General features: G+C 59.8%; 19 protein-coding genes. 4 read left to right on the top strand and 15 right to left on the bottom strand.

Annotated elements, in window-relative coordinates:
- Positions 1–18: 18 nt before the first annotated feature.
- The 5 genes from rodZ to AB8W27_RS05390 all read right to left on the bottom strand — a co-directional run bounded on the left by rodZ (position 19) and on the right by AB8W27_RS05390 (position 10,693).
- Positions 19–1,035: a cytoskeleton protein RodZ gene (gene rodZ / locus AB8W27_RS05410; RefSeq protein ID WP_015742102.1), complete on the bottom strand. Its 1,017-nt coding sequence runs from the start codon at positions 1,033–1,035 to the stop codon at positions 19–21.
- A gap of 418 nt (positions 1,036–1,453) precedes the next feature.
- On the bottom strand, positions 1,454–2,620 hold the full coding sequence (locus tag AB8W27_RS05405; protein ID WP_007763195.1) for a bifunctional tRNA (adenosine(37)-C2)-methyltransferase TrmG/ribosomal RNA large subunit methyltransferase RlmN: 1,167 nt from the start codon (positions 2,618–2,620) through the stop codon (positions 1,454–1,456).
- Between the two features lie 181 nt (positions 2,621–2,801).
- Positions 2,802–3,233, bottom strand: a complete 432-nt coding sequence (gene ndk, locus AB8W27_RS05400) for a nucleoside-diphosphate kinase (protein WP_007712751.1) — start codon at positions 3,231–3,233, stop codon at positions 2,802–2,804.
- A gap of 166 nt (positions 3,234–3,399) precedes the next feature.
- Positions 3,400–5,733, bottom strand: coding sequence for a peptidoglycan glycosyltransferase PbpC (pbpC, locus tag AB8W27_RS05395; RefSeq protein WP_369832998.1), 2,334 nt, complete (start codon positions 5,731–5,733; stop codon positions 3,400–3,402).
- A gap of 10 nt (positions 5,734–5,743) precedes the next feature.
- A complete protein-coding gene (locus AB8W27_RS05390) occupies positions 5,744–10,693 on the bottom strand; it encodes an alpha-2-macroglobulin (RefSeq protein ID WP_041923814.1) in 4,950 nt (1,649 codons plus the stop codon).
- 322 nt (positions 10,694–11,015) lie between these two features.
- Here AB8W27_RS05390 and AB8W27_RS05385 point away from each other — a divergent pair, with 322 nt between their 5' ends.
- From AB8W27_RS05385 to AB8W27_RS05370, 4 genes are all read left to right on the top strand, one after another.
- The gene (locus tag AB8W27_RS05385; RefSeq protein ID WP_015742106.1) at positions 11,016–12,560 is read left to right on the top strand and encodes a PTS transporter subunit EIIC; all 1,545 of its coding nucleotides are present in this window, start codon (positions 11,016–11,018) and stop codon (positions 12,558–12,560) included.
- 12 nt (positions 12,561–12,572) lie between these two features.
- The gene (locus AB8W27_RS05380; protein ID WP_015742107.1) at positions 12,573–13,937 is read left to right on the top strand and encodes a 6-phospho-alpha-glucosidase; all 1,365 of its coding nucleotides are present in this window, start codon (positions 12,573–12,575) and stop codon (positions 13,935–13,937) included.
- Positions 13,938–14,029: 92 nt separating this feature from the next.
- A complete protein-coding gene (gene sseA / locus AB8W27_RS05375; protein WP_015742108.1) occupies positions 14,030–14,878 on the top strand; it encodes a 3-mercaptopyruvate sulfurtransferase in 849 nt (282 codons plus the stop codon).
- On the top strand, positions 14,878–15,651 hold the full coding sequence (locus AB8W27_RS05370) for a MurR/RpiR family transcriptional regulator (RefSeq protein ID WP_015742109.1): 774 nt from the start codon (positions 14,878–14,880) through the stop codon (positions 15,649–15,651). The genes sseA and AB8W27_RS05370 overlap by 1 nt, the downstream gene beginning before the upstream one ends.
- A 30-nt stretch (positions 15,652–15,681) precedes the next feature.
- Here AB8W27_RS05370 and AB8W27_RS05365 read toward each other — a convergent pair whose 3' ends face one another.
- The 10 genes from AB8W27_RS05365 to iscU form a co-directional block, all read right to left on the bottom strand.
- Positions 15,682–17,808: a M48 family metallopeptidase gene (locus tag AB8W27_RS05365; RefSeq protein WP_015742110.1), complete on the bottom strand. Its 2,127-nt coding sequence runs from the start codon at positions 17,806–17,808 to the stop codon at positions 15,682–15,684.
- Positions 17,809–17,919: 111 nt separating this feature from the next.
- Positions 17,920–20,022: a M48 family metallopeptidase gene (locus AB8W27_RS05360; protein WP_041923815.1), complete on the bottom strand. Its 2,103-nt coding sequence runs from the start codon at positions 20,020–20,022 to the stop codon at positions 17,920–17,922.
- 213 nt (positions 20,023–20,235) lie between these two features.
- Positions 20,236–21,033 (bottom strand): enhanced serine sensitivity protein SseB, encoded by a 798-nt coding sequence (sseB, locus tag AB8W27_RS05355; RefSeq protein WP_041923816.1) that lies wholly within the window; start codon positions 21,031–21,033, stop codon positions 20,236–20,238.
- A 234-nt stretch (positions 21,034–21,267) separates the two neighbouring features.
- Positions 21,268–22,554, bottom strand: coding sequence for an aminopeptidase PepB (gene pepB / locus AB8W27_RS05350; protein WP_015742113.1), 1,287 nt, complete (start codon positions 22,552–22,554; stop codon positions 21,268–21,270).
- A gap of 63 nt (positions 22,555–22,617) precedes the next feature.
- Positions 22,618–22,818 (bottom strand): Fe-S cluster assembly protein IscX, encoded by a 201-nt coding sequence (gene iscX / locus AB8W27_RS05345; protein WP_041923817.1) that lies wholly within the window; start codon positions 22,816–22,818, stop codon positions 22,618–22,620.
- Between the two features lies 1 nt (position 22,819).
- Positions 22,820–23,155: an ISC system 2Fe-2S type ferredoxin gene (gene fdx / locus AB8W27_RS05340; protein ID WP_004385928.1), complete on the bottom strand. Its 336-nt coding sequence runs from the start codon at positions 23,153–23,155 to the stop codon at positions 22,820–22,822.
- Positions 23,156–23,157: 2 nt separating this feature from the next.
- Positions 23,158–25,008, bottom strand: coding sequence for a Fe-S protein assembly chaperone HscA (gene hscA, locus AB8W27_RS05335; protein ID WP_015742115.1), 1,851 nt, complete (start codon positions 25,006–25,008; stop codon positions 23,158–23,160).
- A gap of 15 nt (positions 25,009–25,023) precedes the next feature.
- Positions 25,024–25,539, bottom strand: a complete 516-nt coding sequence (gene hscB / locus AB8W27_RS05330; protein ID WP_041923818.1) for a co-chaperone HscB — start codon at positions 25,537–25,539, stop codon at positions 25,024–25,026.
- Between the two features lie 81 nt (positions 25,540–25,620).
- Positions 25,621–25,944: an iron-sulfur cluster assembly protein IscA gene (gene iscA / locus AB8W27_RS05325; protein ID WP_007763241.1), complete on the bottom strand. Its 324-nt coding sequence runs from the start codon at positions 25,942–25,944 to the stop codon at positions 25,621–25,623.
- Between the two features lie 24 nt (positions 25,945–25,968).
- Positions 25,969–26,355 carry a Fe-S cluster assembly scaffold IscU gene (gene iscU, locus AB8W27_RS05320; RefSeq protein ID WP_004385925.1) on the bottom strand — a complete coding sequence of 129 codons (387 nt, stop codon included), beginning with the start codon at positions 26,353–26,355 and terminating at the stop codon, positions 25,969–25,971.
- Positions 26,356–26,381: the final 26 nt, after the last annotated feature.

The following is a 26,381-nucleotide window of genomic DNA, read 5'->3' as shown; positions in this document are numbered from 1 at the left end:
TCCCTCATTGCCCGTCTGTTACTGCGTTACTGATTGTTCGGCATTGAGGGTCAGACGCGCAACCTGGTTAGTTCTGATAAAACGGCTCAAATCCACCGGTTTGCCCTGGTACTGAATCTGCACGGCCGACGGCGCGCCGATTTTAAGGCGGTACGGGGCCTCACCGGACAGATTCAGATTAGTATCTTTACGTTGCAGACCGCTGAACAATTTCTTACCGGTCGCGTCAGTCACTTCAAGCCAGCAATCGGCGGTAAAATTCATCACCAGCGCGTTGCCATCCGCCGCAGGCGCCGTAGAGGCCTGGCCTACCGGCAGCTGGCTTTGTGTAGACTGTGTCGTATTTTGCTGCGCCGCGGTATCGGTGTTCGCCTGGCTCGGCGGAACCACCACAGGCTGCTGGCTCGCCGTGTTCGGCGACGGCATCGGCGTCGGCTGCGGGCTGTTAGACGCGGTGTTCTGGGTATCGCCTGACGGCAGATCCGCAGGCGGCGTCGCCTGATCCTGCGGCGCGTCAGCAGTGGTATCGGTATTCAAGGGAACGGATTGCGGGCTGTTGGCCGCATTCTGGCTCAGCTCGGCGCTGGACTGGTCAGCCATGGTGCTGATCTCTTCCTGCTGCGCTTTGTGGTTTTGCCACCACCAGGCGCCCGTCAGGCCGACGACGACAAAGAGCACAAGCCAGGTAAAGCTCATCAGCCAGCCGTCGCGTTTTTTACGGCTTTTACCAAGCGCGTAGGTTTGCATCGGTGCGACCTGTGCGGTTCTCACCGGCGCCTGTTTGGCGAGCATCGGAAGCAGTTCATCTTCCGGAACATGCACCAGACGCGCATAGGAACGGATATAACCGCGCAGGAACGTCGAAGCCAGATCGGCAGGCGCATTGTCCTCTTCGATGGCGCGAACGGTGGATACCTTCAGGCATAAACGTTCCGCCACAACCTGTTGGCTGAGTCCCAGTTGTTCACGGGCCAGGCGCAGGCGCTCACCCGTGGTATGTGATGCATTTTCTTCGTGAGTGGCTTCAGTATTCATTAGCTACAACTGCTGGTACTGTTTTCATTAGGAACTGGCACCGGCAGGAATAAGACAACGTTTCGCTGTCCTGTCTGCCCATACCGCGAAATCATTCTCATCGGACACACGCACTGCGCGTCATCCGTTACCCGTTTCCGTATTTTAACGCCGCAAACGGCATAACACCGCAGGCGATAATCAGAAACGTTAGTTAACCATAGCCAGCTTTTTATCCTGTGTCTGTTAAGTGACGCCAGATAAGCCAGAAAGCCCCAGCTAACATGTTGTTGCGACGCTACATACTGCCTCAAAGCACAGAGAAACGCACCGTAATTATTTACCGTGTGCGCTTCTTTACGCAGCAATCGCTGCGCCTGCGCTGAAAGTGGTCACGCGATAGCCTGCTCGCGTGACCTTACCGGCTTTTCGCTACCTGTCAGACGGCTTTAACAGCGATCGGTTCACCCTGCATACGCTTGCGCATGGTGCGTTTGGTACGGTCGATAACGTCGCCCGCCAGCTGTCCGCAGGCCGCGTCGATATCGTCACCGCGCGTTTTACGCACGATCGTGGTGAAACCATAGCTCATCAGCACTTTGGAAAAGCGATCGATACGGCTGTTGGAGCTGCGGCCATACGGCGCGCCCGGGAAGGGGTTCCACGGAATCAGGTTAATCTTGCACGGCGTATCTTTCAGAAGCTCCGCCAGCTGATGCGCATGTTCGGTACCGTCGTTCACATGATCCAGCATGACGTATTCGATAGTCACGCGGCCCTGGTTGGCGTTGGATTTGTCGAGATAACGACGCACGGCCGCCAGGAACGTTTCGATGTTGTACTTTTTGTTGATCGGTACAATTTCATCGCGAATTTCATCGTTCGGCGCGTGCAGAGAGATAGCCAGCGCGACGTCAATCATATCGCCAAGCTTATCCAGCGCCGGCACAACGCCGGAGGTAGAGAGCGTGACGCGGCGTTTGGACAGCCCAAAGCCGAAATCGTCGAGCATAATTTCCATCGCCGGGACGACGTTGGTCAGGTTCAGCAGCGGCTCGCCCATGCCCATCATCACTACGTTAGTGATAGGACGCTGGCCGGTCACTTTCGCCGCGCCGATGATTTTCGCCGCGCGCCATACCTGGCCGATAATTTCCGACACGCGCAGGTTGCGGTTAAAGCCCTGTTGCGCGGTCGAACAGAATTTGCACTCCAGCGCGCAGCCCACCTGGGATGAAACGCACAGCGTGGCGCGATCGTCTTCCGGAATATAGACCGTCTCAACGCGCTGATCGCCGACCGCAATAGCCCACTTAATGGTGCCGTCGGAAGATCGCTGCTCTTCGACCACTTCCGGCGCCCGGATTTCCGCCACTTCCTTGAGCTTGCCGCGCAGCACTTTGTTAATGTCGGTCATCTCATCGAAATCATCGCTGCAGTAGTGATACATCCACTTCATCACCTGGTCGGCGCGAAACGGCTTTTCACCCAGCGTTTTGAAGAACTCGCGCATCTCCTGGCGGTTCAGATCGAGGAGGTTAATTTTTTCAGATTTAATAGCAGGCGCCGCTGAGGCATCCTCAGGCGTGACAATGTGTTCAGACATATTCGATCCTGGCCTCGTTGTTACACGTTACGGCCTCTGGAGGGTTGATAAAAAAGAAGACGCCCCGGTAAGAGCAGGCTCATCCGGGGCGCAGCATTGTACAAATTCTATGGCAGTGACGCCATGGCTTAAAGCGACATCATGAAAATAAAATGTAAATGTCGCTTTGCCGTTTCGCTAATTAGCGAGTGCGCGGGCAGATTTCGCCTTCGCCGAAGAAGTAAGCGATTTCGCGGTTAGCGGATTCAACGGAATCGGAACCGTGGGTGCCATTTTCGGTGAAGCTGTCTGCGTAGTCAGCGCGCAGGGTGCCTGCCAGCGCGTTCGCCGGGTTGGTGGCGCCCAGCAGATCGCGGTGACGCTGTACCGCGTTTTCGCTTTCCAGTACGGAAACCACGATCGGGCCAGAGGTCATGAATTCCACCAGGCCGTCAAAGAACGGTTTGCCTTCGTGCTCAGCGTAGAAACCACGCGCCTGCTCAACAGACAGATGCAGCATTTTGGTGCCGATGATTTTGAAGCCAGCGGATTCAAAACGCGCGAAAATACTGCCGATAACGTTTTTAGCGACTGCGTTCGGCTTGATGATGGAAAAAGTACGCTCAATTGCCATGATAACCTCTGTAAGTTGTTCTGTTTGCCCGACAGGCAAGTTTAGAATTGGCGCCGATTATAATGAGCAACGCTATCCTTGCCTACGGTTAGGAGTAACATTTTTTTAAAATAATATTACCTTTGGCAACACTTAATGTCGAAAGCGCGCTTTTTGGGCTTTTTGTTTACTCCACCCGGAATTGCGCCGCAGCAATCTGTCCTGCCTCGTCCATTAACAAGACCTGATAATCGCCGCTTTTATCAAAGGTCAGCGTTACGCTGTCGCCTTCTTTATCGAGCGGCTCGCCATTTAAAAACCACCAGTGACGTCCGCCGCCGCCCTGACTGCGCAGCGGCAGCGACAATGCAGCCTGCCCCGGCAGCCGTTTCAGGACAGCGCCCTCGCGCACGCCGGTCAGCAGCAGCGGCACCAGATCCTGCTGATGCACGGGCGGACACTGCGGCGAGACCGGCGGCAGACGTGCCGCTCGCCGCTCGCCGGGCGGCAGCCACGGTTCAAGCGGTAACGGCCAGAGCAACACGCGGCTTTCAGCAACGTGCGGACAATCCGCCGCCACTCGCTCACCCTTCGCGTTAAGCCACAGCGGGAACTGAATGCCGCGGCTCCCCTCCTGCCCTTCGGCCAGTAGTGTTGGCGGTTCGCTGTTATCAAGAAGCCACGTCGACAACCGGCGGCGGCAGTTGCTGTCGCCCGCCGGTAGGTGCTGCCCGCCTGGCCAGCAGATGGTTCCCGCCGACACCGACGCCGGACGCGGATCGACCGGCTGTCTCGCCTGCTGGACCGCCGAGGCAGCGCCCGCCTGCAACAGATTATTGACCTGGTTTAGCACCGGCACGGCGCTTGCGAAACCGAACTGTCCGGCGACCGGCGTCGCATCCGGGCGGCCGGTCCAGACGCCAATCAGATAGCGCGACGTCACACCCACGGCCCAGGCATCGCGATAGCCGTAGCTGGTCCCGGTTTTCCAGGCGAGCGGCACCACCTGCGGCAGCGAGCCGTCCGGCAGCGGCTGCGCCTCGTTCGCAAGGATACGGCGAATAATCCATGCCGCACCTGGCGACATCAGCGGACGCTCCACCAGCGGATCGCCTTTCACCACGCGCAGACGCGCCGCCTGGCCGTGACGGGCGAAGGCGCTATAGGCCGCTACAATCTCATCAAGCCTGGCGCCCGCGCCGCCCAGGATCACCGCAAGGCTTGGCTGCGCCGTAGGCGGAAAACGCAGCGCCAGCCCGACATTACGCAGCCGCGCCGTGAAGCGCTTCGGTCCGTAGGCTTCCAGCACCTGAACGGCAGGCAGGTTCAGCGACCGCACCAGCGCCTCGCTCATGCTCACCGGCCCGTTAAAACCGCTGTCGAAATTGCCTGGCCGGTAGTCGCCGAAGCGACGCGGCACATCCTGTAACAGCGAGGCCGGGTGGATAAGCCCTTCATCCAGAGCCAGCCCGTAGACAAACGGCTTGAGCACCGAACCGGGTGAACGAATCGCCGTCACCATATCGACATGACCAAAACGGGCGTCGTCCTTGATATCCGCCGAACCGACCCAGCCGCGCACTTCCATGGTGGTGTGATCGACCACCAGGATCGCCAGTGAGGTACGTGCCGGGAGACGGCCTTTCCAGTTCAGCGCCAGATCTTCAAGCTGACGTTGTAAAGCGGCATCCAGCGTGGTGGTGATTTTGGTGTCGCGACGCTGCGTCACCAGCCGCCGTGAGAGCAGCGGCGCGAGTTGCGGCATCTGACGAGGCGCCAGCCATACGGGCTCTTCCAGCGACTCCCGCACCTGTTTTTCACTCCAGACGCCCTGCGTCGCCATTCGGCGCAACACTTTATCGCGCGCCGCTTGCGCGCGATCTGGCCAGCGGTCGGGTCTGAGCCTGCTTGGCGCCTGCGGGAGTACCGCCAGCAGCGCGGCGTCGGAATAGCTTAGTCCTGATGGCGGCTTGCCGAGATACACCCAGCTGGCGGCGCCAATTCCCTGCAACGTGCCGCCAAACGGCGCGCGGTTCAGGTAGAGCGTGAGGATCTCCGCTTTGGAGAGATGCCATTCGAGCTGCATCGCCCGCCATACCTGGCGCAGCTTGCCGCCGAACGTACGTGGATGAGGATCCAGCAGTCGCGCCACCTGCATGGTGAGCGTACTGCCGCCGGAGACGACCGAGCCGGAACGCAGATCCTGCCAGGCCGCGCGCGCGATAGCGAGCGGGTTAATGCCAGGATGACGCCAGAACCAGCGATCTTCATAGTTCAGCAACGCCTCAAGATAGCGCGGCGAAACATCGTTAATGGTTACCGGGTAACGCCAGATGCCGTTTTTGTCGGCGAAGCGCCAGAGCGGCGTGCCGTCCTGGGCCACCACCACACGCGCGGGCTGCACCTCATACAACGGCAGCGGCCAGCACTTATCGGCAAGCCACAGCGCAGCGCACAATAAAAGCGGCGCCGCCGCCAGAATTATCCAGCGGCGGCGCCTTTTAAACAGGCTTTTAATCACAGCTCACCTGTCAGGGGTTGATGGTCAGCGCAGGGATGGTCGCACCGGTCGAACGCCATTGCGGCACATACATCGACTCGACCTGCGGCGCCGGCACTTTATAGGTGCCCGGCGTCACGGCGCGCGCCATGTAGACCAGCGTGGCGTTAACGCCTTCGTTCACCGGCAGCGCCGCGACGAAGCGATCGTCACGGAACTCCATATGCTGAATGTCCATCTGCTGCATGCGGTTGATAAGATCGCTTGCCTCACCCGCGCTGCTCAGGCTGGCGCTGGCGTTCGCCAGGTTCTGGTTTTCCAGCTCAAGCCCGGCCGGGAGGAGATCGACCACCAGCGCGTCAGGCACCGTTTTGCTGGCCGAAACTTCAAGCCACACCAGCACCAGCTCGCCGCTCTTCAGGTTGGAGAGCGAAATCGACTCGCCTTTGCTGTTGAGGTAGTGGCGCTCAATATGCAACACGTTGCTTGACGGCTGCGGCGCGACATCCGGGTAACCCTGGCTGTCAAGACGCAGCCAGAGCGGGGTCTGTGCCGTGTTAGTGACCTGCAACGCGCCCAGCTGATCGGCGTTAAGCGCGACACTCTGCGCTTTGTCGCCGCTCATGAACTGGCCTGCCAGCGTGGTTTGCGCCTGCCAGTTCCCCGGCTGGTTTACCAGATTGCGGCCCGCAAGGAACAGCGCATTGCTTTCCTGGGTGGAGAGCCAGCGCTGACCATATGCTTCATCAGAAAGCGCGTTAAGCAGCGTACTTTGCGTGTCAGCCTGCAGGTTATATTCCTGCAACAGGCTCAGCTTCAGCGCATCGTCACGCAGATCGCTGCCGTAGTCGCCAAGCCAGACATCGTTATGCGGCCGCTCGGTTTTCAGGCCGAGATCCAGCGCGGCTTTACTGCGCGGCGCATCGCCCATCAGTTTCAACGCCACGCCAAGCTGCACCAGCGGCAGACCGCCGCCCGCTTGCGCGCGATGCTCCCAGAGGTCGCGCAGCGCGCCGAGCGGCGCTTTCTGCTGACGAGCCAGCACCAGTCCGGCATAGGACTGCACCGCAAAGCGCGAGGCCGCGTTGTTTTCGCTGTAACGCAGCGCGATGGTGGCCGGATCCTGGAGATAACGCAGCAGGCGCGCGTTGGCGTTATTCAGCGCCTCGGCCGGCACGCTGTAGCCCTGCTCGCCGGCGCGCACCAGGAAGTCGGTCACATAGGCCGTCGCCCAGTACTCTTCCGGACTTTCTTTATCCCACAGACCAAACCCGCCCTCTTCGCGCTGCATCTCCAGCAGGCGCGCAATGCCGATATCCACCGCCGCGCGGCGCTGTTCATCGGTGTCGCCTTTGATGCCAAGCGCTTTAAGCTGCGCGGCGTTCGTGTACAGCGACGGGAACAGGCCGCTGGTGGTCTGCTCAAGGCAGCCGTACGGATAAGCGCGCAGTTCCTCAATGTAGCGGGCGATATTGAGCGGCGGACGACCGCTCAGCAACAACCGGCCTTCCAGCGTGGAAGCGTTAAGCCCCTGCAGATGCGAGGCAGGCACGGTCCAGATTTCACCCGCGCGCAGCATCGCGCCGCTGTTGACGGTCTGCGCCGGATACGCCGGACGCACACCGATTTTCCACTCACGCATAATCGGCGCGAAACGCTCACCCGGCAGCGAAAGCCCCGTGATCTGCGCCTGTACCGCGCCGTCGCCAAACCCGTTGCTGGCGGCGACCGGTACGAACAGCGTCGTGCGCCCGCCCGCTTTCAGGTTCACCTGCTGGGTCGACTGCGCATCCAGGCGCACCAGACCGCTGGCGCTAAAGGTGACGTTAAGCTGCTGCGGCTGTTCGGTCAGGTTCGTAACATCCAGCGCCAGGCGCGAGGTATCGCCGCCCGCGAGGAAGCGCGGCGTGCTCATCTCGGCAATTACGGGCGCCGCCACGATAACTTTACTTTCGCCATTGCCGAAGCGGTCGTCGCTCCAGGCCTGCGCCATCACGCGCAGTTCGCCGTTAAAGTCGCCGACAGGCAGCGTAATCGTGCCTTCGCCCTGGTCGTTCAACTGCACCGGCACCGCCTGTTCAGCGATGATAGTGACGTGGTTGACCGGCGGTTTGCCGCCGCGGTTCAGCTCGTCGCCGTCGCCACCAAAGCGCAGCGCCGCCAGACGGCCCTGGCCTTCAATCACCTGGCCGTAGATATCATAGATATCCGCGCCATAGCGTTTCTTGCCAAAGAAGCCGCGCCACGGATCCGGCGTGACGTAGTCGGTGATGTTAAGCACCCCGCTGTCCACGGCAGAAACCAGAACGTTGATCTGCTTCGGCAGTTCGCCGTTTTTCACGCTGGCTTTTACTTTCACCGACAGCGTGCTGTCCGGGCGCATTTTCGCGGGCGCTTCCAGCGTCAGGTTCAGGCGACGGTTTTCATCGCCCATCGGCAGATGCAGCAGGCCGACCGCGCGTTTTTGGGTCGCGGAACGGGATTTATCGCCAGGGCGGACCACCAGCGTGCTGAGATAGAGATCGTGGCGTTTCCAGGCTTTGTCGACCGGAATGTCCAGATCGAGCCCTTTCTCCGGCACGTCGATTTCCTGCCACCACAGCGGGCCTTCAGAGGATTCCACCATCGCGTAGCCTTTGCCTGCGGCTGGCGCGGCGATGTGCAGCTTGATGGTGTCGCCAGGCTGATAGAACGGTTTGTCGATTTTCAGCGTGACGCGATCCGGTCGCGGCGCGCTGGCGCCGTCGCTGTTATCCTGCCAGCTGTAACCGGCCCAGAAGCGCATGCTGCTGACCAGATCGTCAGGCGAGACCACTTCAAGGCGATACGAACCCCACTCCACCGGGAAGCTCACTTTGCCGGTTTCGCCCGCAGCGAGATCGATAGTCTGTTCGGCTTCCACCAGATCTTTCTGGTCGAACTGAGACAGCCAGCCTTCAGAATCTGACCAGTTCCAGTAGTAGTCGCGACGCTCGCGCACCAGACGCACTTTCAGGCCTTTCACGGCGACTTTTTCGCCCTGCGCGTTGGCATAGACGATATCGAAACCGGCATTGCCGTTTTCATCGACCATCGGCTGATTGACGGTATCGTCGGTACGATAGTCGTAGACCGCTTTCTCGCCAAACTGCGGGCGAATGCCCACCAGCGCATCGGCAGGCCAGATGGTCTGTTCGGCGCGACGGGTGACCGGGCGACCGCCCGATTCCAGCAGGCTCGCCTGCAAAATCAGGCGCAGCGGAGAGCGCACATCCTGCCACTGGCTTTCGGTAGTGACCTGCGCGACACCCGCGTCGTCAAGATTCAGCTGCACTTCATCCAGGCTACGGGAGAGGTTTTCTTCCGCGATGTTACCGAACTGGAAGCCCGGCAGTTGCGGCACCGCATCACGCAGCGGACGCAGATAGAGCTGGCCCTGCAGGCTATTGCCTGCCGCAGGCGCGCCGTAGAGGTAGTGGCCTTCAATACCGAAATTGACGGTATCCGAAGGCGCCAGCGGCGTTTTCTGCACGTTGAGGCTGAGCGCCATACGCTCCGGCATAAAGTCTTCCACATGGAAGAGCCAGTTGCGGTTCTGGTTATCGCCGGTATTGGCGCGGATCACCCACTGGCCGGTCGCGGCCTGAGCATCCAGCGTCCAGGTCAGCTGATAAAGCCCGTTATTCGGCTCCACCACCTGCGTGCGCGCCACCTGGCCATCCGGGCGCACCACTTCGAATTTCACCGGTTGCGCCGCCAGCGGTTTGCCGTCGCTGTCGCGCAGCAGACCGTTGACGATCACCGTTTCGCCAGGACGGTAAAGATCGCGCGGGCCAAACATAAAGAACTGTTTGCTGTAGCCGCGATCGCCGCCGGTATCAAATTCCGCCAGATCCAGCGCCGGGAGGTTGAGATCGAGCATCGTGGTCTGCTCGCCCATACGGGCCAGCACCAGCGCCGCCTCTTTCGGGTTATCCAGACGCACATGACCCGTGCTGTCGCTGGTCGCTTCCGCCAGCGTCTGTCCTTTATCGTTCAGCAGACGCACTTCGACGCCGCTTTGCGCCGCTCCGTTCTCCAGGCTCTGGGTGAAGATATCCATGCGGTCATGATAGCGGTGCAGCGAAAGACCGACATCGCTCAGCGTAAAGAGCGTCGCGGCGTTGCTGTAGTTGTAATGCCCCGCCTGGTTCATCACCGCCAGATAGACGCCCGGCTGTTGCAGCGGCTTGATGTCGCTTAACGGCAGCAGCAGTTTTTCGCGCGTGTTGCGGGCCGGATTGAGATCAAAACGCCCGGTATAGACCAGATCCGCCATTTTCAGCAGTTGGTCAGATTCCCAGTTGCTGAGTGAATTCCGGTACTCCCACTGGCTGACCATCGCCGCCAGAGATTCCGGTTTCACGCGGTAGAAGTTAACGTCGACGCTTGAGATATTGAGCGCCATCACCGGCAGCCCCTGCACGACTTTGGTCGGCAGCAGCGAGCCGCGGCTCGCAAACCCGACGCTCGGCGCGATATCGCGCGTGGTCAGGGCTTTCTCATACGCCATGCCAAAGGTGGCTTTATTGAGCGCCAGCAGTTCGCGATCGACGCTCAGCACCAGTTCGCGGTTCGGCTCAAGGTGGCGCAGGCGAAGCTCTTTTAAGTTCGGCGCAAGCTCCCACGCGCCGTCCACCTTGCCCTCTTTCTTATCGACAAGATGCGCCACGCGGCCGAAATCCTGATTGGGATCGAGCGGCACCGAGAAGGTAAGCACCAGCGTACTGGCGCCATCAAGCTGAACCTCTGAGGCGTCCAGTAATTTGAGCGGTTTACCGGCGCTTTGCTGCGCCAGCTTTTGCAGGTCGGCCGCCTGCGGCTTGGCCTGCGACGCCGGAGCGCTGCTTTGAGCCGCTGGCGCGGCGGAGTCGGCGGAAGCACTCTCCTTGTCGTCGCACCCGCCGAGAGTGAAAGACGCCAGTAATGCTGTCGCGATGACAGCCAGACGCAATGATTTCATAGTTTTCCCTGGCCGTAGTGGCCGTCGGTTTCCGGTAACGGCGGCTATTATGCTTAAAAGCGATGACAAAAAAAAACCACCAAAAATAAATAGCGGAGGATGCTTTGCAAATTCTCTGCAACGGCCTGCAAAACGCTGCTTTTCTCCTCACCGTCCCCGGATGTTACCGCGATCACAGTGCGTAACGTTACATGTTACCTTCAGAGTTATTTGTTTTTAAAACAATCAGATAACTGGCTTCTTTATGCGGCGAGTTGCTACCTTTGAGCGGTGCCTCTGCACATCAGGTGGTTTAGCCAGACGATAAAAAAGAGAGAGCTAAATGAGATACGCCGTAAACGCCCTACAAAATTTTGGCAAGTCCCTTTACGGACCGGTATTGATTCTGCCGATTGTCGGCCTGTTTATCGCCTTCGGCAACGTACTGGGGAATGGCAGCCTCGCGGGTTATCTGCCGTTTCTCGGCCATCCGGCGCTTCAGCACACCGGGCAGCTTATCGCCAAATCGGCGGTCTCGGTGCTGGCGAATCTGGCGCTGGTCTTCGCCGTCGGCATCCCTATTGGTCTTGCGGCGCGCGATAAAGGCTACGCGGCGCTGACGGGTCTGGTGACGTTTATCGTATTTATTAACGCCATGAATGTGACGTTACAGTTGCAGGGCGCGCTGGCGCCCGCCGATCAGATGCGCGCGGCCGGGCAAAGCATGGTGCTTGGCGTGCAGGTGCTGGAGATGGGCGTATTCGCGGGCATTCTGACGGGCGCGCTCTCCGGCTGGCTCTATAACCGCTACTCCGGCGTGCAGTTCTCGGGCGCGATGGCGATTTACTCCGGCCACTGTTTTGTCGCCATCATTATGCTGCCGGTTTCGATGGTATTAGGCGTGGTGATGAGCGAACTGTGGCCCTTCGCCCAGCATGGCATCAGCGCGATGGCGCTGGCGATCAAAGACGCAGGCGCGTTCGGCGTGGCGGTATATGGCTTTCTGGAACGCATACTGGTGCCGACCGGCCTGCATCATCTGGTCTATACGCCGTTTCTTTATACCGAACTTGGCGGCACCCAGGACGTCTGCGGCACGATCTACCAGGGCGCGCGCAACATCTATTTCGCTGAAATGGCCTGCCCTTCCGTCACGCAATTAAGTCCGACCGTAGTGTGGGACGCCCGCGGCATTAGCAAAATGTTCGGCCTGCCCGCGGCGGCACTGGCGATGTATATGACCGCCAAACCAGAGCGCAGAGCCGCCGCCAAAGCGATTTTGATCCCGGCGGCGCTGACATCCCTTTTGGTAGGCGTCACCGAACCTATCGAATTTTCATTTCTGTTTATCGCCCCGCTGCTGTTCGTGGTGCACGCGGTGCTGACCGGCATCGGCATGATGCTGTTCTATCTGCTGGACGTTCACGCCATCGGCGCCAACGGCATTATCGATTTCATCCTCTACAACCTCCCGCTTGGCACGACGAAATCGAACTGGCCGATGTATCTGCTGGTCGGGCTGATTATGGCGACGCTCTATTTCACCGTGTTCCGCTTCCTGATCCTGCGCTTCAACATGAAAACGCCGGGGCGCGAGGATGACGACCAGGAAACACGCCTCTACAGCAAACAGGAATACCAGGCGAAAGGCACGAATGACGGCCTTGGCGAAGCGATTATCGAAGGGCTGGGCGGCCGGGCCAATATCGAAGTGGTGGATAACTGTTACACCCGTCTGCGCGTTACGGTGCGCGACGTGGCCGTTATCGATGAACCGCGTCTGAAAGCGACCGGCGCGAAAGCGGTGATTAAACAAGGTAATAACGTTCAGGTGGTCTACGGGCTACATGTGAAAAAAATGCGTGAAGCAGTCGAAATGTTTCTCTGACAGGAGCTGATGATGTTGAAACCTCCCTTTATTCTTGCTATCGCCGGCGGCGGCAGCACTTATACGCCGGGTATTGTGAAAAGCCTGATGGTGCGCTTAAACGATTTCCCGCTTGCCGAAATTCGTCTCTATGACATCGACAGCGCGCGTCAGGAGACGATCGCGCCGGTGGTGGAGAAAGTGATCCGCGACCACAGCCAGACCATCAAGTTTACCACCACCGGCGACCCGGAAGTGGCGTTCAGCGGCGCGCATGTTGTGTTCGCCCAGATGCGCGTCGGCCAGTACAAAATGCGTGAGCAGGATGAAAAAATTCCGCTGCGCCACGGCGTGGTGGGCCAGGAAACTTGCGGCCCTGGCGGTCTCGCCTATGGCCTGCGCACTATTCTGCCGATGGTGGAGCTTATCGACATGGTGGAGCGGTACGCCGACAGCAAGGCCTGGATTGTGAACTACTCCAACCCGGCGGCGATTGTGGCGGAAGGCGTGCGTCGCCTGCGCCCGACCGCCCGCGTGCTGAATATCTGCGACATGCCAGTGGCGGCGATGCGCAATATGGGCGCTATCCTCGGCGTCGACCGCCACAAGCTTGAAGTGGATTATTTCGGCCTGAACCACTTCGGCTGGTTTACCCGCGTGCTGGTGGATGGCGAAGATCAACTGCCCGCGCTGCGTCGCCATATCGCGAAATTCGGCCTGCTGACCGAAGACGCGGCGCAGACCGATCCGCAGCACTCCGATCCGTCATGGGTGAAAACCTGGCGCAACATTAAACCGATTATGGATAACTTCCCGGATTATCTGCCGAACCCGTACTTACAGTATTACCTGATGCCAAACGAGATAGTGGAACACCAGAACCCGGATTACACCCGCGCCAATGAAGTAATGGACGGGCGTGAGAAAAAACTGTTCGCGGCGGCGGAAGAGTACAAGCGTACCGGCATTCTGCCGGATGCGTTCCACGTAGGCGTTCATGGCGCGTTTATTGTTGATGTCGCCTGCTCGCTGGCGTTTGATTTACGCCAGCGGCATCTGGTGATTGTCGAAAACAAAGGCGCTATCGCCAACCTGCCTTACGACGCGATGGTAGAAGTGCCGGCGTATATCACCGCCGCCGGGCCGGAGCCGGTGCGCATGGGCGCAGTGCCGCTGTTTCACCAGACGCTGCTGATGCAGCAGCTCGCCTCCGAGCAGTTACTGGTCGAGGCGACGCTTGAAGGCAGCTACGAAAAAGCGCTGCAGGCGTTTACACTTAACCGTACTGTCCCCACGATGCAGCACGCCAAAGCGATCCTCGATGACATGATTGAGGCGAACCGCGACTACTGGCCGGCGCTGCAAAAAGCCTGGGTGAACGGCGAAGCAGCGTCATAACCGGAGCCCGCTCGCGACATCAGCAATGGTGGCTTGTGGTGAGATGAAAAAGCGCTGACAATCCGTTCCTCAGCGATGACACGGAGAACGCCATGTCCACATCCTATTTTGTCGCGAGCCACTGGCTTGCAGAGCATATCGACGACCCGGAAATTCAGATCCTCGACGCCCGTATGGCCCCTGCGGGCCAGGAACACCTGCGCAATATGGCGGAAGAATATCGCGCGGGCCATCTTCCCGGCGCGCGCTTTTTCGATATCGAAGCGCTGTCCGATCATTCAACCTCCCTGCCCCACATGATGCCGCGCCCGGAGGCGTTCGCGGTCGCGATGCGCGAGCTGGGCGTCAGCCACGATAAACACCTGATTGTTTATGACGAAGGCAACCTCTTCTCGGCGCCGCGCGCCTGGTGGATGTTGCGCGCCTTCGGCGTACAAAACGTGTCGATTCTGGCGGGCGGCCTTGCCGAATGGCAGCGCGACGGTTTGCCGCTGGAAGAGGGCATGGTCGACGCGCCGGAAGGCGACTTTGAAGCCAAATTTGACGACGGGCTGGTCAAACGCCTGACCGATGTCTTACTGGCAAGCCACGAGAAAACCGCACAGATCGTTGACGCCCGCCCGGCGGCACGGTTTAACGCCGAAGCCGATGAGCCGCGGCCGGGCCTGCGGCGCGGCCATATTCCCGGCGCGCTGAACGTGCCGTGGACCGATCTGGTGGTCAAAGGCCAGCTCAAAACCACCGACGAGCTGCGCGAGCTATTTGCAGCCCAGGGCGTGGATTTGCATCGCCCGATTATCGCCAGCTGCGGCTCTGGCGTGACGGCGGCGGTGGTAATGCTCGCTCTCGCCACCCTTGAGGCAAATGACGTGAAGCTCTATGACGGCTCCTGGAGTGAATGGGGCGCGCGCGACGATCTGCCCATCGAACCGGCGCCATAATGGATAACCGCCTGACGCCGCTGCTGATGCGCGGCGAGTCGCTGACCCGCGCCGAGTATCGCGTACTTTCCCACCTGACGGCGCATCCGCTGCGGGTGGGGAATATCACGGTGCGCGAACTGGCGCAGGAGACGTTTGTCTCCACCGCCACCATCATGCGGTTGTGTCATAAGCTTGGCTTCAGCGGTTACAGCGAACTCATCTGGCACTGTAAGCAACTGCTTACTGACACGCCCCATCTCGCCATGGAACCCAACGCCGCGCCCGACGCCCTGCCCGCTCTGTTTAACCGCTTTGTCGACAATTATCAGCAGACCTTTCGCTGGGTGACGCCGGAGAAAATCACCGCTTTCAGTCAGTTGCTGCGCGAAAAGGAGCGGTTTTTTCTCTACGGAGCGGGGTTTTCGTATCTGTTTGCGGAATACCTCACTAAGAAATTACAGGTGCTCGGCAAGACGGCCTTTATCTCCGGCCCCGGCGACAGCCGTAATATTTTTCTCAGCAACGCGGCGCGCTATGAAGTGTTTATTGCGGTATCGCGCAGCGGCGAAACGGAACAGGTGCTCGACAAAGCGCGCATCGCCCGCAATGTCGGCATGGAGGTCGTGGCGTTTACCCGCGCGTCGCCAAATCCACTGGCGGAGCTGTCCGGGCTGCATTTTCCACTGTATGACGAGGCTATCCATTTCGCCGCCGAAGCGGCGGGGATCACCTCGTTTGAATCCAATCTGGTGATGCTTATCGACCTGCTGCTGTTGCAGGCACAGGCCTAACAGCGCGGCCCGCAGGCCGCGCCGCCTCCCTTACGAGAAACGCGACAGCGCGTCGCGCGCGTGGATGGCGTTAAGGTTACGCACCAGCAACTCTACCAGCATGTCGACGGAGTACGCCTTACGGCCGTCCCCTTCGCGAAGCCCGCCAATAAACACAAACGCCAGCTTACGCTTGCCGCGTTTCACGCGGGTGTAGTTTTTCCAGCGGCCGCCAACGGCGCGCGGCGGCTCAAACCCTTCGCGATAAATCAGCGTCACGGTGGTGGTATCGTTGGCGGTTTGCACCGAAAAGTCTTCGATAGCATTCAACGGAATGCCCGCCGTGAACTGACGGCAGTGCAGCGAATCGGGCGTCATCGTCAGGAACGGGATTTCACGCTTCTGCCACTGCTGCCAGAGCACGTAACAGGTCAGTAAGCCCAGCAACCCCGTGCCAATCGCGATGGCGACGATTTTACCGTCGTCAACGCCCTGAATAGTAAACGGGTTAACAATTTTCAGCATGGCGACCGTCGCGACAAACAGCACCGCTACCAGAATCCCGCCGACGAAAAAGACTTTTTTGCCGGAGTAGAGCGTGACGGCCTCGCCGGACTGCTGCACAACCTCTTCCAGCTCGCGGCGGAACTCCTCGCGATGCTCCGCGGCTTTCCCGGCAAGTTCGCCGGTCATCGTGCCGGACAGCGCCTCAGGCTGCGCGAACCACAGACGCAGATTTTCCCACGGATCCTGCGGCACCGCGCGGGTGGCGTGGTGAATCAGCGAGTCGTCGATAGCGCAGCCGAGCGCCTCAATACGCGCGCGTGACGGCGGATGGCTGTCGGTCGGGTGCGCGGCTTTGTGCTCCAGATAACGCTGGATATCGCCAAAACCTTCTTCGCGCAGGCGGGTCACCAGCGCAGCCACCAGATCCTCAAAGCCCGGTTTACCGTTAAAGAAATCCTCAAGCGTATTATTCAGCGGCTCGCTGACGGCGGAAATACGCAGCAGCGACGACGCCAGCGCCTGCGGTGAGCTGGCGCGCGCGCCCATCTCATCGGCGGCGTGCTCGCGGATGCGGCTCCAGTGGCTCACCGTCTCATGCAGCTGTTCGATAAAGTAGACGCCCATATAAAGCGACGGATAGAGCACCACGTGATCGATAAACGGCGCGCTCTGCTGGTTTTGCGCCATTGTGTTGATACTGTTGGTAATGCCCGCGTACAGCGGCGCGAAGCGCAGGCTGTACTGCGTATCCTGGCCTGCGAAGTGGCCGAGCTCGTGGCCGATGACCGCGCAGGTTTCGTCGTTATCCAGCAGCGCCGCCCACGTGAGCGGGAAATAGAGCGTCTGGCCGGTCAGCAGCGGGCCGTCTTCAAGCTGCACGTTGTTGGCGGTCACGTAGAAGCCTTCCAGCATCCCGACCACGATGTTATCTGGCATCATCGCCCCGGTTTTCCGGGACAGCGCTTCCACCATGCTCCAGAGCGCGGGCGCCTGTTCGCGAGTCAGATTATGGCCCACCACATGATTCGGCTCCGGCTGGAACAGCGCGAAGCAGCGACGAATGCTGCCGAGGCTTTTATAAAGCACCCAGAGAATACCGAACAGGATCACCAGCGCGAACAGCATCACTTTGAGGCCGCCGGCGTTCATTTTGTAATGCGTGGCGAACCAGAGCGTCTCATACCCGACGACCGCGAACAGCGCCAGCCCGCAGCAGACGATCTGCGCGACCATTAGCCACGGCAGCAGCTTGCGGCACTTATCAAACGCCTGCACCAGCGCGTCCTGCGACTGCTTCGCGAGGGTCACGCTGCGCCGACACAGCGCGATCGCCCCGGCGTTCAGCACAATGCACAGCAGCGCCAGCCCAACGGCGAAGGACGCCAGCCCGCTCTGGGTGCGGGCCAGCATGATCTGGCCGGCGTATTCGTTCTGAACACTCCGTTCGCTCTCAATCACTTCTGTCGCCGGAACGCGGTAGTTTTTCCCGTCGCTGGTAAATTCAATGATCGCTTTCGGATCGTGTTGCAGCGCGTCGCTCGCCGTCTGAATCAGGCTGTTGGAGCTGTCGACGCTCTCAAGAATGTCGCTAACGCGCCAGTGCTGCCAGACGGCATAGCAGGCCACCAGCAGCGGCACCAGAAAAAGATAAGCGAGATGCTTCCTGTTCATCGTTACGTCGTTTCCTTGTTTATCCATAGACTGCGGGGCGCGCCCCGCGGTTAAAAGCGCCTGTCGACGGACAAGCGCCGCATCCCACAGCCCTCTGACGGGGCCGGTGGTTTAGTGCATCTTATGGAGCTCCGCCTGGGCGGCGGGCGCATGCAGGTATAATTCCACCAGCTCCATCAGTCCTTCCTGTGAAACCGGTTTGTTGTCGGCATCACGCAGTTTGCCGCTCACATCCAGCAGCATCTGACGCTCTTTTTTATCCACGTGGCGATATGCCCGAAAGCGCGCGCCAGCAAGCGGCGGAGGCTGGTAACCCTCTTTGTAATCAAGCCCTATCAGCATCCCGCTTTTTGAGGGCAAGAACAGATAGCCGGTCAGCGCGGAAATCGGCACCGGCTCCGTCAGCTCGCGGAAAATCAGACTTTGCGGCGTTAAGACCATCAGCGGCTGCTGGCTTATGCGCCAGTAACGCAGCACGCTCCGGATCCCAAGCCAGCAGAAATACGCGAATACCAGCGTGATGATAAGGCCCACCAGCTCTGGTTTACCAGGCGGGAATTGCCACTCGCGATCGGCATGAAACGCCACAATCATCGACACAAACGTCACGATGGTCAGCACGCCGCCGCGCGAAATACGGCTACGGGAGAAGATCGCCTGTTCGCCCGAGGCCGCTTCCACCACGGTTTGCAATTCGTCGCGCCAGGCGCTGCGATGTTCAGCGACCTGCCCGGTAAGCGCTGCCGTGAGCGCGCGGGCCAGCCCGTCGACATCCGCGAACAGCGTTTGCAGATGCGCATAACTCTCTGGGCTTACCGGCCGCGAGGCCTGAATCGCTGAAAGCTCGACCGAACAGCCGAGGGCCTCGATGCGCGAACGGCATGGCGGGTGGGAGTCGTAAGGGTGCGACGTTTCGTTTTCCAGGTGTTCGCGCGGGTCCGGCAAGGGGTGGCCGCTCAGGTGCGCCAGCAGCGACGCCACCACGTTATCGGTCTCAACACGTGCCTCGTAAACGGCCTCCAGGTACTCATTCACCGGGCCGCTCAGCGACACGATGCGCAGCAGCGCTGACGCAAGCGCCTGCGGTGAGCTGGCCTGCGCGCCCGCCTCATCGGCAGCGTGCTCACGACGCTTGCGCCACAGCATTACCATGCCGTGGAACTGTTCGAGAAAGTAATGCGCGCTGTACAACGCGGTGCGTAATTCGAGCACGCTGAAATACGTCTTTTGACCTTCCTTCGGCTCCAGCGCGTCAAGGCTGCGGCTGAAACCATCATAGAGCGGCAGAAAGCGCTGGCTGAATTCGGTATCTTTACCGGAGAAGTGCCCCAGTTCATGGCCGATCACCGCCGTCATCTCCTCCGGGCTCAGCAGCGCCGCCCAGGTCAGCGGAAAGTAGAGCGTCTTGCCGGTGACCTTTTCGCCATTATTCAGCAGCAACGGGTTTGCGGTGACGTAGAAGTTGTCGGTAAGCCCTACCACAATATTATCCGGGGCAACCGCCTTGCCTGCCAGCGCGTCCACCGCCTGCCAGAGCGCAGGCGCCTCGCCACGGCTGAGACGATGCCCCATCACCGGCTTCGGCACCGGGCGAAACAGCGCGAAGCATCTCACGACCGTCATCAGGATTTTCCAGAACATCCAGAGCACGACGCCCGCGACGATCAGGAGAAAGAGAACGACTTTGCCAGGCACCAGGTGGAGATTAAACGCGATCGCCGCCCAGACTATTTCATAAAACGCGATACTGAGCTGGTAAAACGGCCCCACCAATAGTTGCGCGGCCATAATAAAAGGCAGCAGCAGACGGCACAGCCAGAACGCCCTCAGTAACGCGCCCTGCGAACGCTGGCCCTGCGCCACGCAAAAGCGGCACAGCGCCACGGCACCCGCGTTAATCAGCAGACTGATAAACGTGAAGAACATACCGCTGCGCGCCAGAAACTGCTCAATATCCGCCGCGCCAATCCACTCCCGGTTTTCTGCGAGATACTGCTGCGCCCGCTCCTGCGCGTCGATGGCGGGCATTTCCGTCTCCTGCCCATCGTGACGGTAAGTCAGCGTCGCGCGCGGCGACTCGCTCGCGGCCGCGACGATTTGCGTTTCATACTGGGCGCGCTCCAGCACGTGGCTAACGCGCCAGTTCTGCCAGGCGGCATAGAAAAACAGGATCAGCGGAATTAAAAAGAGGTAAGTGACGCTCTTTTTATGCATGGTATGGCCCTTGTGCGATGTGAAACAGGAACGGCGCCCGCCCATGGATTCAGGCAGAGAAAGCGTGGATAAACGTAACGGGGGCGCAGAAGGCCGGAAGCTTAACAAAGCGAGCCCGCAGGCGGGCCTACCAGAATTTGGCTTGCTACAGAAAACAACGTGTTAACAGGGCAGAAAAACGCGGCGTCGTGCGCCGCGTGGGAAGATGCAGGGTTAAATAATGCGGTTTTGTTTGAAATCGCGCAGGAAGCTGCCCCAGCGGCGCTCGTAGAACGGCGTCAGGTGCGCCATCATAAAGTGGCTGATGCCCTTCTCGCCTTCCACCACCTGGCAGATATCCACCGGCTCATCGCCCGGCAGGGTATCGGTCGCCACACTGCCAGCGGCGTTAATCACCGCGTCGATGTCGCCGTCCGCCTCGATGCCGATAAGATAGTTCGCGGGCTCGTCGGCCCCCTCTTTCAACAGGCACAGCCAGGCGCGCTTCACGGTTTTCATCTCTTTAAACAGCACGGTCAGCGATTCGATCATCTGGGCGGGCGGTTCGGCCACCTCAGAAAGCAGCAGCGAGGCGCCGCCTTCCAGCACTTCCTGCTGGCTGAGCGCCGAGCCTTCAGGGCTTATCAGATGGCGAATCTCATTGGGCGTAAACTCTTTGCCGGTCGGCAGTTTGGCGTTGAGGAACAGCGTTTCGCCAAGGGTCATCTCAAACAGCGTGCGCACCGGCATCGCCACGAACGCCTGTTCGCCTTCCACCGCCTGCTCAAGGGCCGCAGGAGAGCTGAAGAAAGGGATGACAGAGGTGCCGTCGTCTTTTTCCCAGTGCTGTAGATCCACGGCGCTTTCAGCGACCACCGCTTCGCCATCCGCCGCCTCGCCTGGCACCCACACGGTGGATTCCAGCAGCGTGCGGAAAAACGCCGGACGGAACGCAGGCTCCGCGGCCGCTTTCTCCAGCAGGGTTTCGAGTTCGTTGTTTTCTGCGTTGTTTTCGTTTTTTGTTTCGGACATAGCGTTTGTATTTTTCAGTGATGAGTAAGAGAAAAGCCTCTCACCCCGGCCCTCTCCTGTCGGAGAGGGGGAACCCGCGGCATCGCGTTAATGGTGATGTAAGGCGAATAAAGGCAGCGTAATCATCGCTTCACATTATTATCGCGTTAGTGGGTGCGCTTCGCTTACCCACCCTACAGGAATAAGGCTTTGTTTCCGGGGCGGGTAAGCAAAGCGCACCCGCCACGCCCGCCGTTACTCGCCGGTCAACAGATTCGCAAGGGTACGCACGCCGATACCGGTCGCGCCTGCCGCCCACTGCTCCACCGCCGCTTTACGGTAAGTCGCGGAGCAGTCGATATGCAGCCAGCCTTGCTGGTAGTTCTCCACAAAGTGCGACAGGAAGCCCGCCGCGGTGCTGGCGCCCGCCGGATAGGCGCCGCCCGCCGTATTGTTCAGCTCGGCAAAGTTAGACGGCAACTGGTTGCGGTGAAACTCCGCCAGCGGCAGACGCCAGAAGGCTTCGTTTTCCGCCTGCGCGCTTTGCAGCAGACGATTCGCCAGCGCGTCGTCAAAGCTGAACAGCGCATGGTAATCGTTGCCGAGCGCCGTCTTGGCCGCGCCGGTCAGCGTCGCGGCGTCGATAATCAGCTCCGGCTTCTGGGCGCTGGCGTCAATCAGCCCGTCCGCCAGCACCAGGCGCCCTTCGGCGTCAGTGTTCATCACTTCCACCGTTTTGCCGTTGCGATAGCGAATGATATCGCCCAGACGGAAGGCGTTGCCGCTGATCATGTTATCCGCGCAGCAGAGGATCAGCTTCACGCGCTTGTTCAGGCCGCGCGTAATCGCGAACGCCAGCGAGCCGGTAACCAGCGCCGCGCCGCCCATGTCAGATTTCATTGAATCCATAAACGCGGTCTGTTTAATGCTGTAGCCGCCGGAGTCAAACGTAATGCCTTTGCCGACGAGGCAGGCATACACCGGCGCGCTGGCATCGCCCGTCGGGTTGAAATCGAGCGCCAGCAGGACCGGCGGGCGTTCAGAGCCGCGGCCTACGGTATGCAGCCCCATGTAGTTCTGCTCGCGCAGATCCTCGCCTTTGGTAATGCGATAGCTCACGCGCTCGCCGCCGACATCCGCCAGCAGATCAACCGCGCGCTGCGCCAGATGCTCCGGGCCCATCTCTTCCGCCGGAGCGTTAATAACATCGCGCACCCAGTCGATGACTTTCAGGCGGCTGTTCAGCTCTTTCTGCTGCGCGTCGTCAAGCGGCGCCCAGGTGACGGCGCGCTTGCCTTTCGGGCCGCGATAGCCCATCCAGAACGCCCAGCTTTTTTCCACATCCCAGTCATCGCCGGCAAGCTCAACGTGTTTAAGCCCCTGGCCGTCGATTTTGCGCCCGGCGCGCTGGATAAGACCGAGATCGTCTTTGCCCGTCAGGTGCAGAGCGATACCGTCTTGCGTAAAACTGTACAGTGCTTTTTCACCCCAGCGAGCATCGGCAGGCTCGTGGGAAAGGGTAATCTTCATGGCTTCGGTCATTTTATTTTCCTTATATCGCCTGATGCGCAACGAAAACGGGCCGCCTTCTGGCAGCCCGTTGCGTTATTCTGCTTCGTCTAACCAGACCAGCAGTATAGCCTCTAAAATCTTTTCGTTAGAGGCCTGTGGATCGTCATCGAACTCTTCGAGAGAGCAGATCCACTCGTGCATATCGGTAAAGCGCACGGTTTTCGGGTCCACGTCCGGGCGGCTGTCATACAGCGCCTCGCCGATTTCGCGGCTGTCGGTCCATTTCAGTCCCATATTAATGCTCCCTGGCGTGGTTGATGGTGTAACGCGGCATCTCCACAACCAGATCTTCGTCAGTGACGCGCGCCTGGCAGCTCAGACGGCTTTCCGGCTCCAGCCCCCACGCTTTATCCAGCATGTCGTCTTCATCTTCGGTGCTTTCCGGCAGCGAATCGAAACCTTCACGCACGATGCAGTGGCAGGTGGTGCAGGCGCACGATTTTTCACAGGCGTGTTCGATTTCAATGCCGTTGCGCAGCGCAACGTCAAGAATGGTTTCACCGCTTTGCGCTTCCAGTACTGCGCCATCAGGACAAAGATCCTGATGAGGCAAAAAAACAATCTTAGGCATTATTAAACCTCGTCGACGGAGTGGCCTTTAAGCGCCTGACGGATGGATTCATCCATGCGGCGAGCGGCAAACTCCTGGGTCTGTTTATCTGTATTTTTTATCGCGTCTTCAATGGCGCTGGCGTCGTCGCCGTCGGCGGCGGCGCGCAGTTGCGCCATCGCGTCATCAATGGCGGTGCGTTCGGTCGCGCTAAGCAGCGCGCCGTCGCTTTTCAGCGCGCCGTCGAGGCTTTCCAGCACTCGCGCGGCTTCCACTTTCTGCTCGGCGAGCATTCGCGCTTTCACGTCCTGCTCGGCAAAGCTCATGGAGTCCTGAATCATGTTAGCGATTTCGCCGTCGGTCAGCCCGTAAGACGGTTTCACCTGAATGGACGCCTCCACGCCGGTGGATTTTTCCATCGCGGTCACGCTCAGCAGGCCGTCGGCATCCACCTGGAAGGTGACGCGGATATGGGCGCCGCCCGCTGGCATCGCCGGAATGCCGCGCAGCGTAAAGCGCGCAAGCGATCGGCAATCCTGCACCAGTTCACGCTCGCCTTGCATGACGTGAATCGCCATCGCGGTCTGGCCATCTTTAAAGGTGGTGAATTCCTGCGCGCGCGCCACGGGGATCGTGGTATTGCGCGGGATCACTTTCTCCACCAGGCCGCCCATGGTTTCAAGACCGAGCGACAGCGGGATAACATCCAGCAGCAGCATTTCGCTGTCCGGCTTGTTGCCCACCAGAATATCAGCCTGGATAGCGGCGCCGATGGCGACCACGCGATCGGGGTCGATAGCGGTCAGCGGCGTGCGGCCAAAAAATTCGCCGACGCGCTCGCGCACCAGCGGCACGCGGGTCGAACCGCCGACCATGACCACTTCCAGCACTTCGCCCGCTTCCACGCCCGCATCTTTCAGCGCGCGACGGCACGAAAGCAGCGTGCGCTTGACCAGCGGCGCGATGAGTTCATTGAACTGCTCGCGGGTGACAGTGCCCTGCCAGCCCGCCACGTTGACGTGCGCGACATCGGCGTCGCTGAGTTCGATTTTCGCCTGGGTGGCGGCATCGAGCAGCTGGCGCTGAAGGCGGTTGTCGCTGCGATCGGCGATGCCCGCCTGCTCGCGAATGTAATCCGCCAGCAGATGGTCGAAATCGTCGCCGCCGAGCGCGGAATCGCCGCCCGTCGCCAGCACTTCAAACACGCCGCGGCTTAAGCGCAGCACGGAGATATCAAACGTGCCGCCGCCTAAATCATAAACGGCGATGACGCCTTCCTGACCGGAATCGAGGCCGTAGGCGATCGCCGCCGCGGTCGGTTCATTCAGCAGGCGCAGCACATGCAGCCCGGCAAGACGCGCGGCGTCTTTGGTGCCCTGGCGCTGCGCATCATCAAAGTAGGCCGGAACGGTAATGACCACGCCGTCGAGATCGCCCGCCAGCGCTTCGCGCGCGCGTTCAGCGAGCGTTTTAAGGATATCGGCGGAGATACGTACCGGGTTCAGCAGCCCTGCCGGAGTGTCTATCATCGGCAGGCCGTTTTCGCTCGCGCGCAGCTGATACGGCAGATGCGGGTAGCGCGCCTGAATATCGGCGAGGGAGCGGCCCATCAGGCGCTTTACGGAGCTGATGGTGTTAACCGGATCGTCCGCCGCCTGGGCGCGGGCGTCATACCCGACGTTGTAGCCCTGTGACTGGTAGTGCACCACGGACGGCAGCAGGTGGCGCCCCTGGTGGTCCGCCAGCGTTTCCGGCTGACCGCTGCGCACGGTCGCGACCAGCGAATGCGTGGTGCCAAGATCGATGCCCGCCGCCAGCTTGCGCTGGTGCGGCGCGCTACTCATGCCGGGCTCACTGATTTGTAATAAGGCCATGTTGAGCTTCCAGAATTAAAAATCGAGCCACTTTTCTTCGAGTTGTTCTGACTGGCTTAACAGCTTGTCGAGAAAACGCAGCTTGCGTACCGTATCGGCCGCCTGCGCCCACGCTTCGGCGTCCAGCTCCGTCACCATGTGCTGATGGCGTTCCTGATACATCGCTTTGACGTTACGGACGAAGGCTTCAAGGCGGTCGGCGTCTTTGGCCTGCTCAATCTCATCCAGCGCTTCACGCAGCTCCAGTTGCTCCATCAGAAACGCGGTGTCGCGCACGGTGTGCTGTTCATTCGCCAGATCGAAGCTGTGCAGAGAGAGCAGATATTCCGCGCGCGTCAGCGGGTGGCGCAGCGTTTGCCATGCCTGATTGATGGTGGCGGATTGCGAGAGCGCCGCCAGTTGTTCGGCCTGGGAATGGCTTGCGTATTTATCGGGATGATACTGACGTTGCAGATCCTGGTAACGAGCCGCCAGTTGGGCACTGTCCAGCGCATAACGGGCCTGCAGCCCAAAGAGGGTGAAGTAATCCATAACAGTCTCGGGGTCAGTCAACGTGATAAAGCAAATACCCCGCCTGCGGCTGGCGCAGACGGGGAGAGGCGGGAAAGATTATCAGACGTTAAAGCTTTCGCCGCAGCCGCACTCATCTTTAACGTTCGGGTTGGTGAATTTAAACCCTTCGTTCAGGCCTTCTTTGACGAAGTCCAGCTGAGTGCCATTAAGGAATTGCAGGCTTTTACCATCGACCACCACCTTCACGCCCTTGTCTTCGAACACCGTGTCTTCTGGCAGCGGCGCGTCAACAAATTCCAGCACATAGGCCATGCCGGAACAGCCGGACGTACGCACGCCAAGACGCAGGCCAAAACCTTTACCGCGGTTGGCCAGGAAAGCGTTGACGCGCGCGGCGGCGGTGTCGCTAAGGGTAATCGACATACTACAACCTCAACTCATCAATGATTATTTTGCTTCACGTTTGCTTTTATAGTCCGCAATAGCGGCTTTGATAGCGTCTTCCGCCAGGATAGAGCAGTGAATTTTTACCGGCGGCAGTTCGAGTTCGTCTGCGATATCGGTATTTTTAATTGCCTGCGCTTCGTCCAGGGATTTGCCTTTGACCCACTCGGTGACCAGCGAGCTGGACGCGATAGCGGAGCCGCAACCGTAGGTTTTGAAACGTGCGTCTTCAATGATACCTTCATTGTTGACTTTGATCTGCAACTTCATCACGTCGCCGCACGCCGGGGCGCCGACCATGCCGCTGCCGACGTTGTCGTCGTTGTTGTCAAAAGAGCCGACGTTGCGCGGGTTTTCGTAATGATCGATGACTTTTTCGCTGTATGCCATGTGTTATTTCTCCTGAATCCGATACC

The sequence above is a fragment of the Cronobacter turicensis genome, from assembly GCF_041222865.1.
Classification (GTDB): domain Bacteria; phylum Pseudomonadota; class Gammaproteobacteria; order Enterobacterales; family Enterobacteriaceae; genus Cronobacter; species Cronobacter turicensis.
This window is presented reverse-complemented; position numbering and strand designations above follow the sequence as displayed.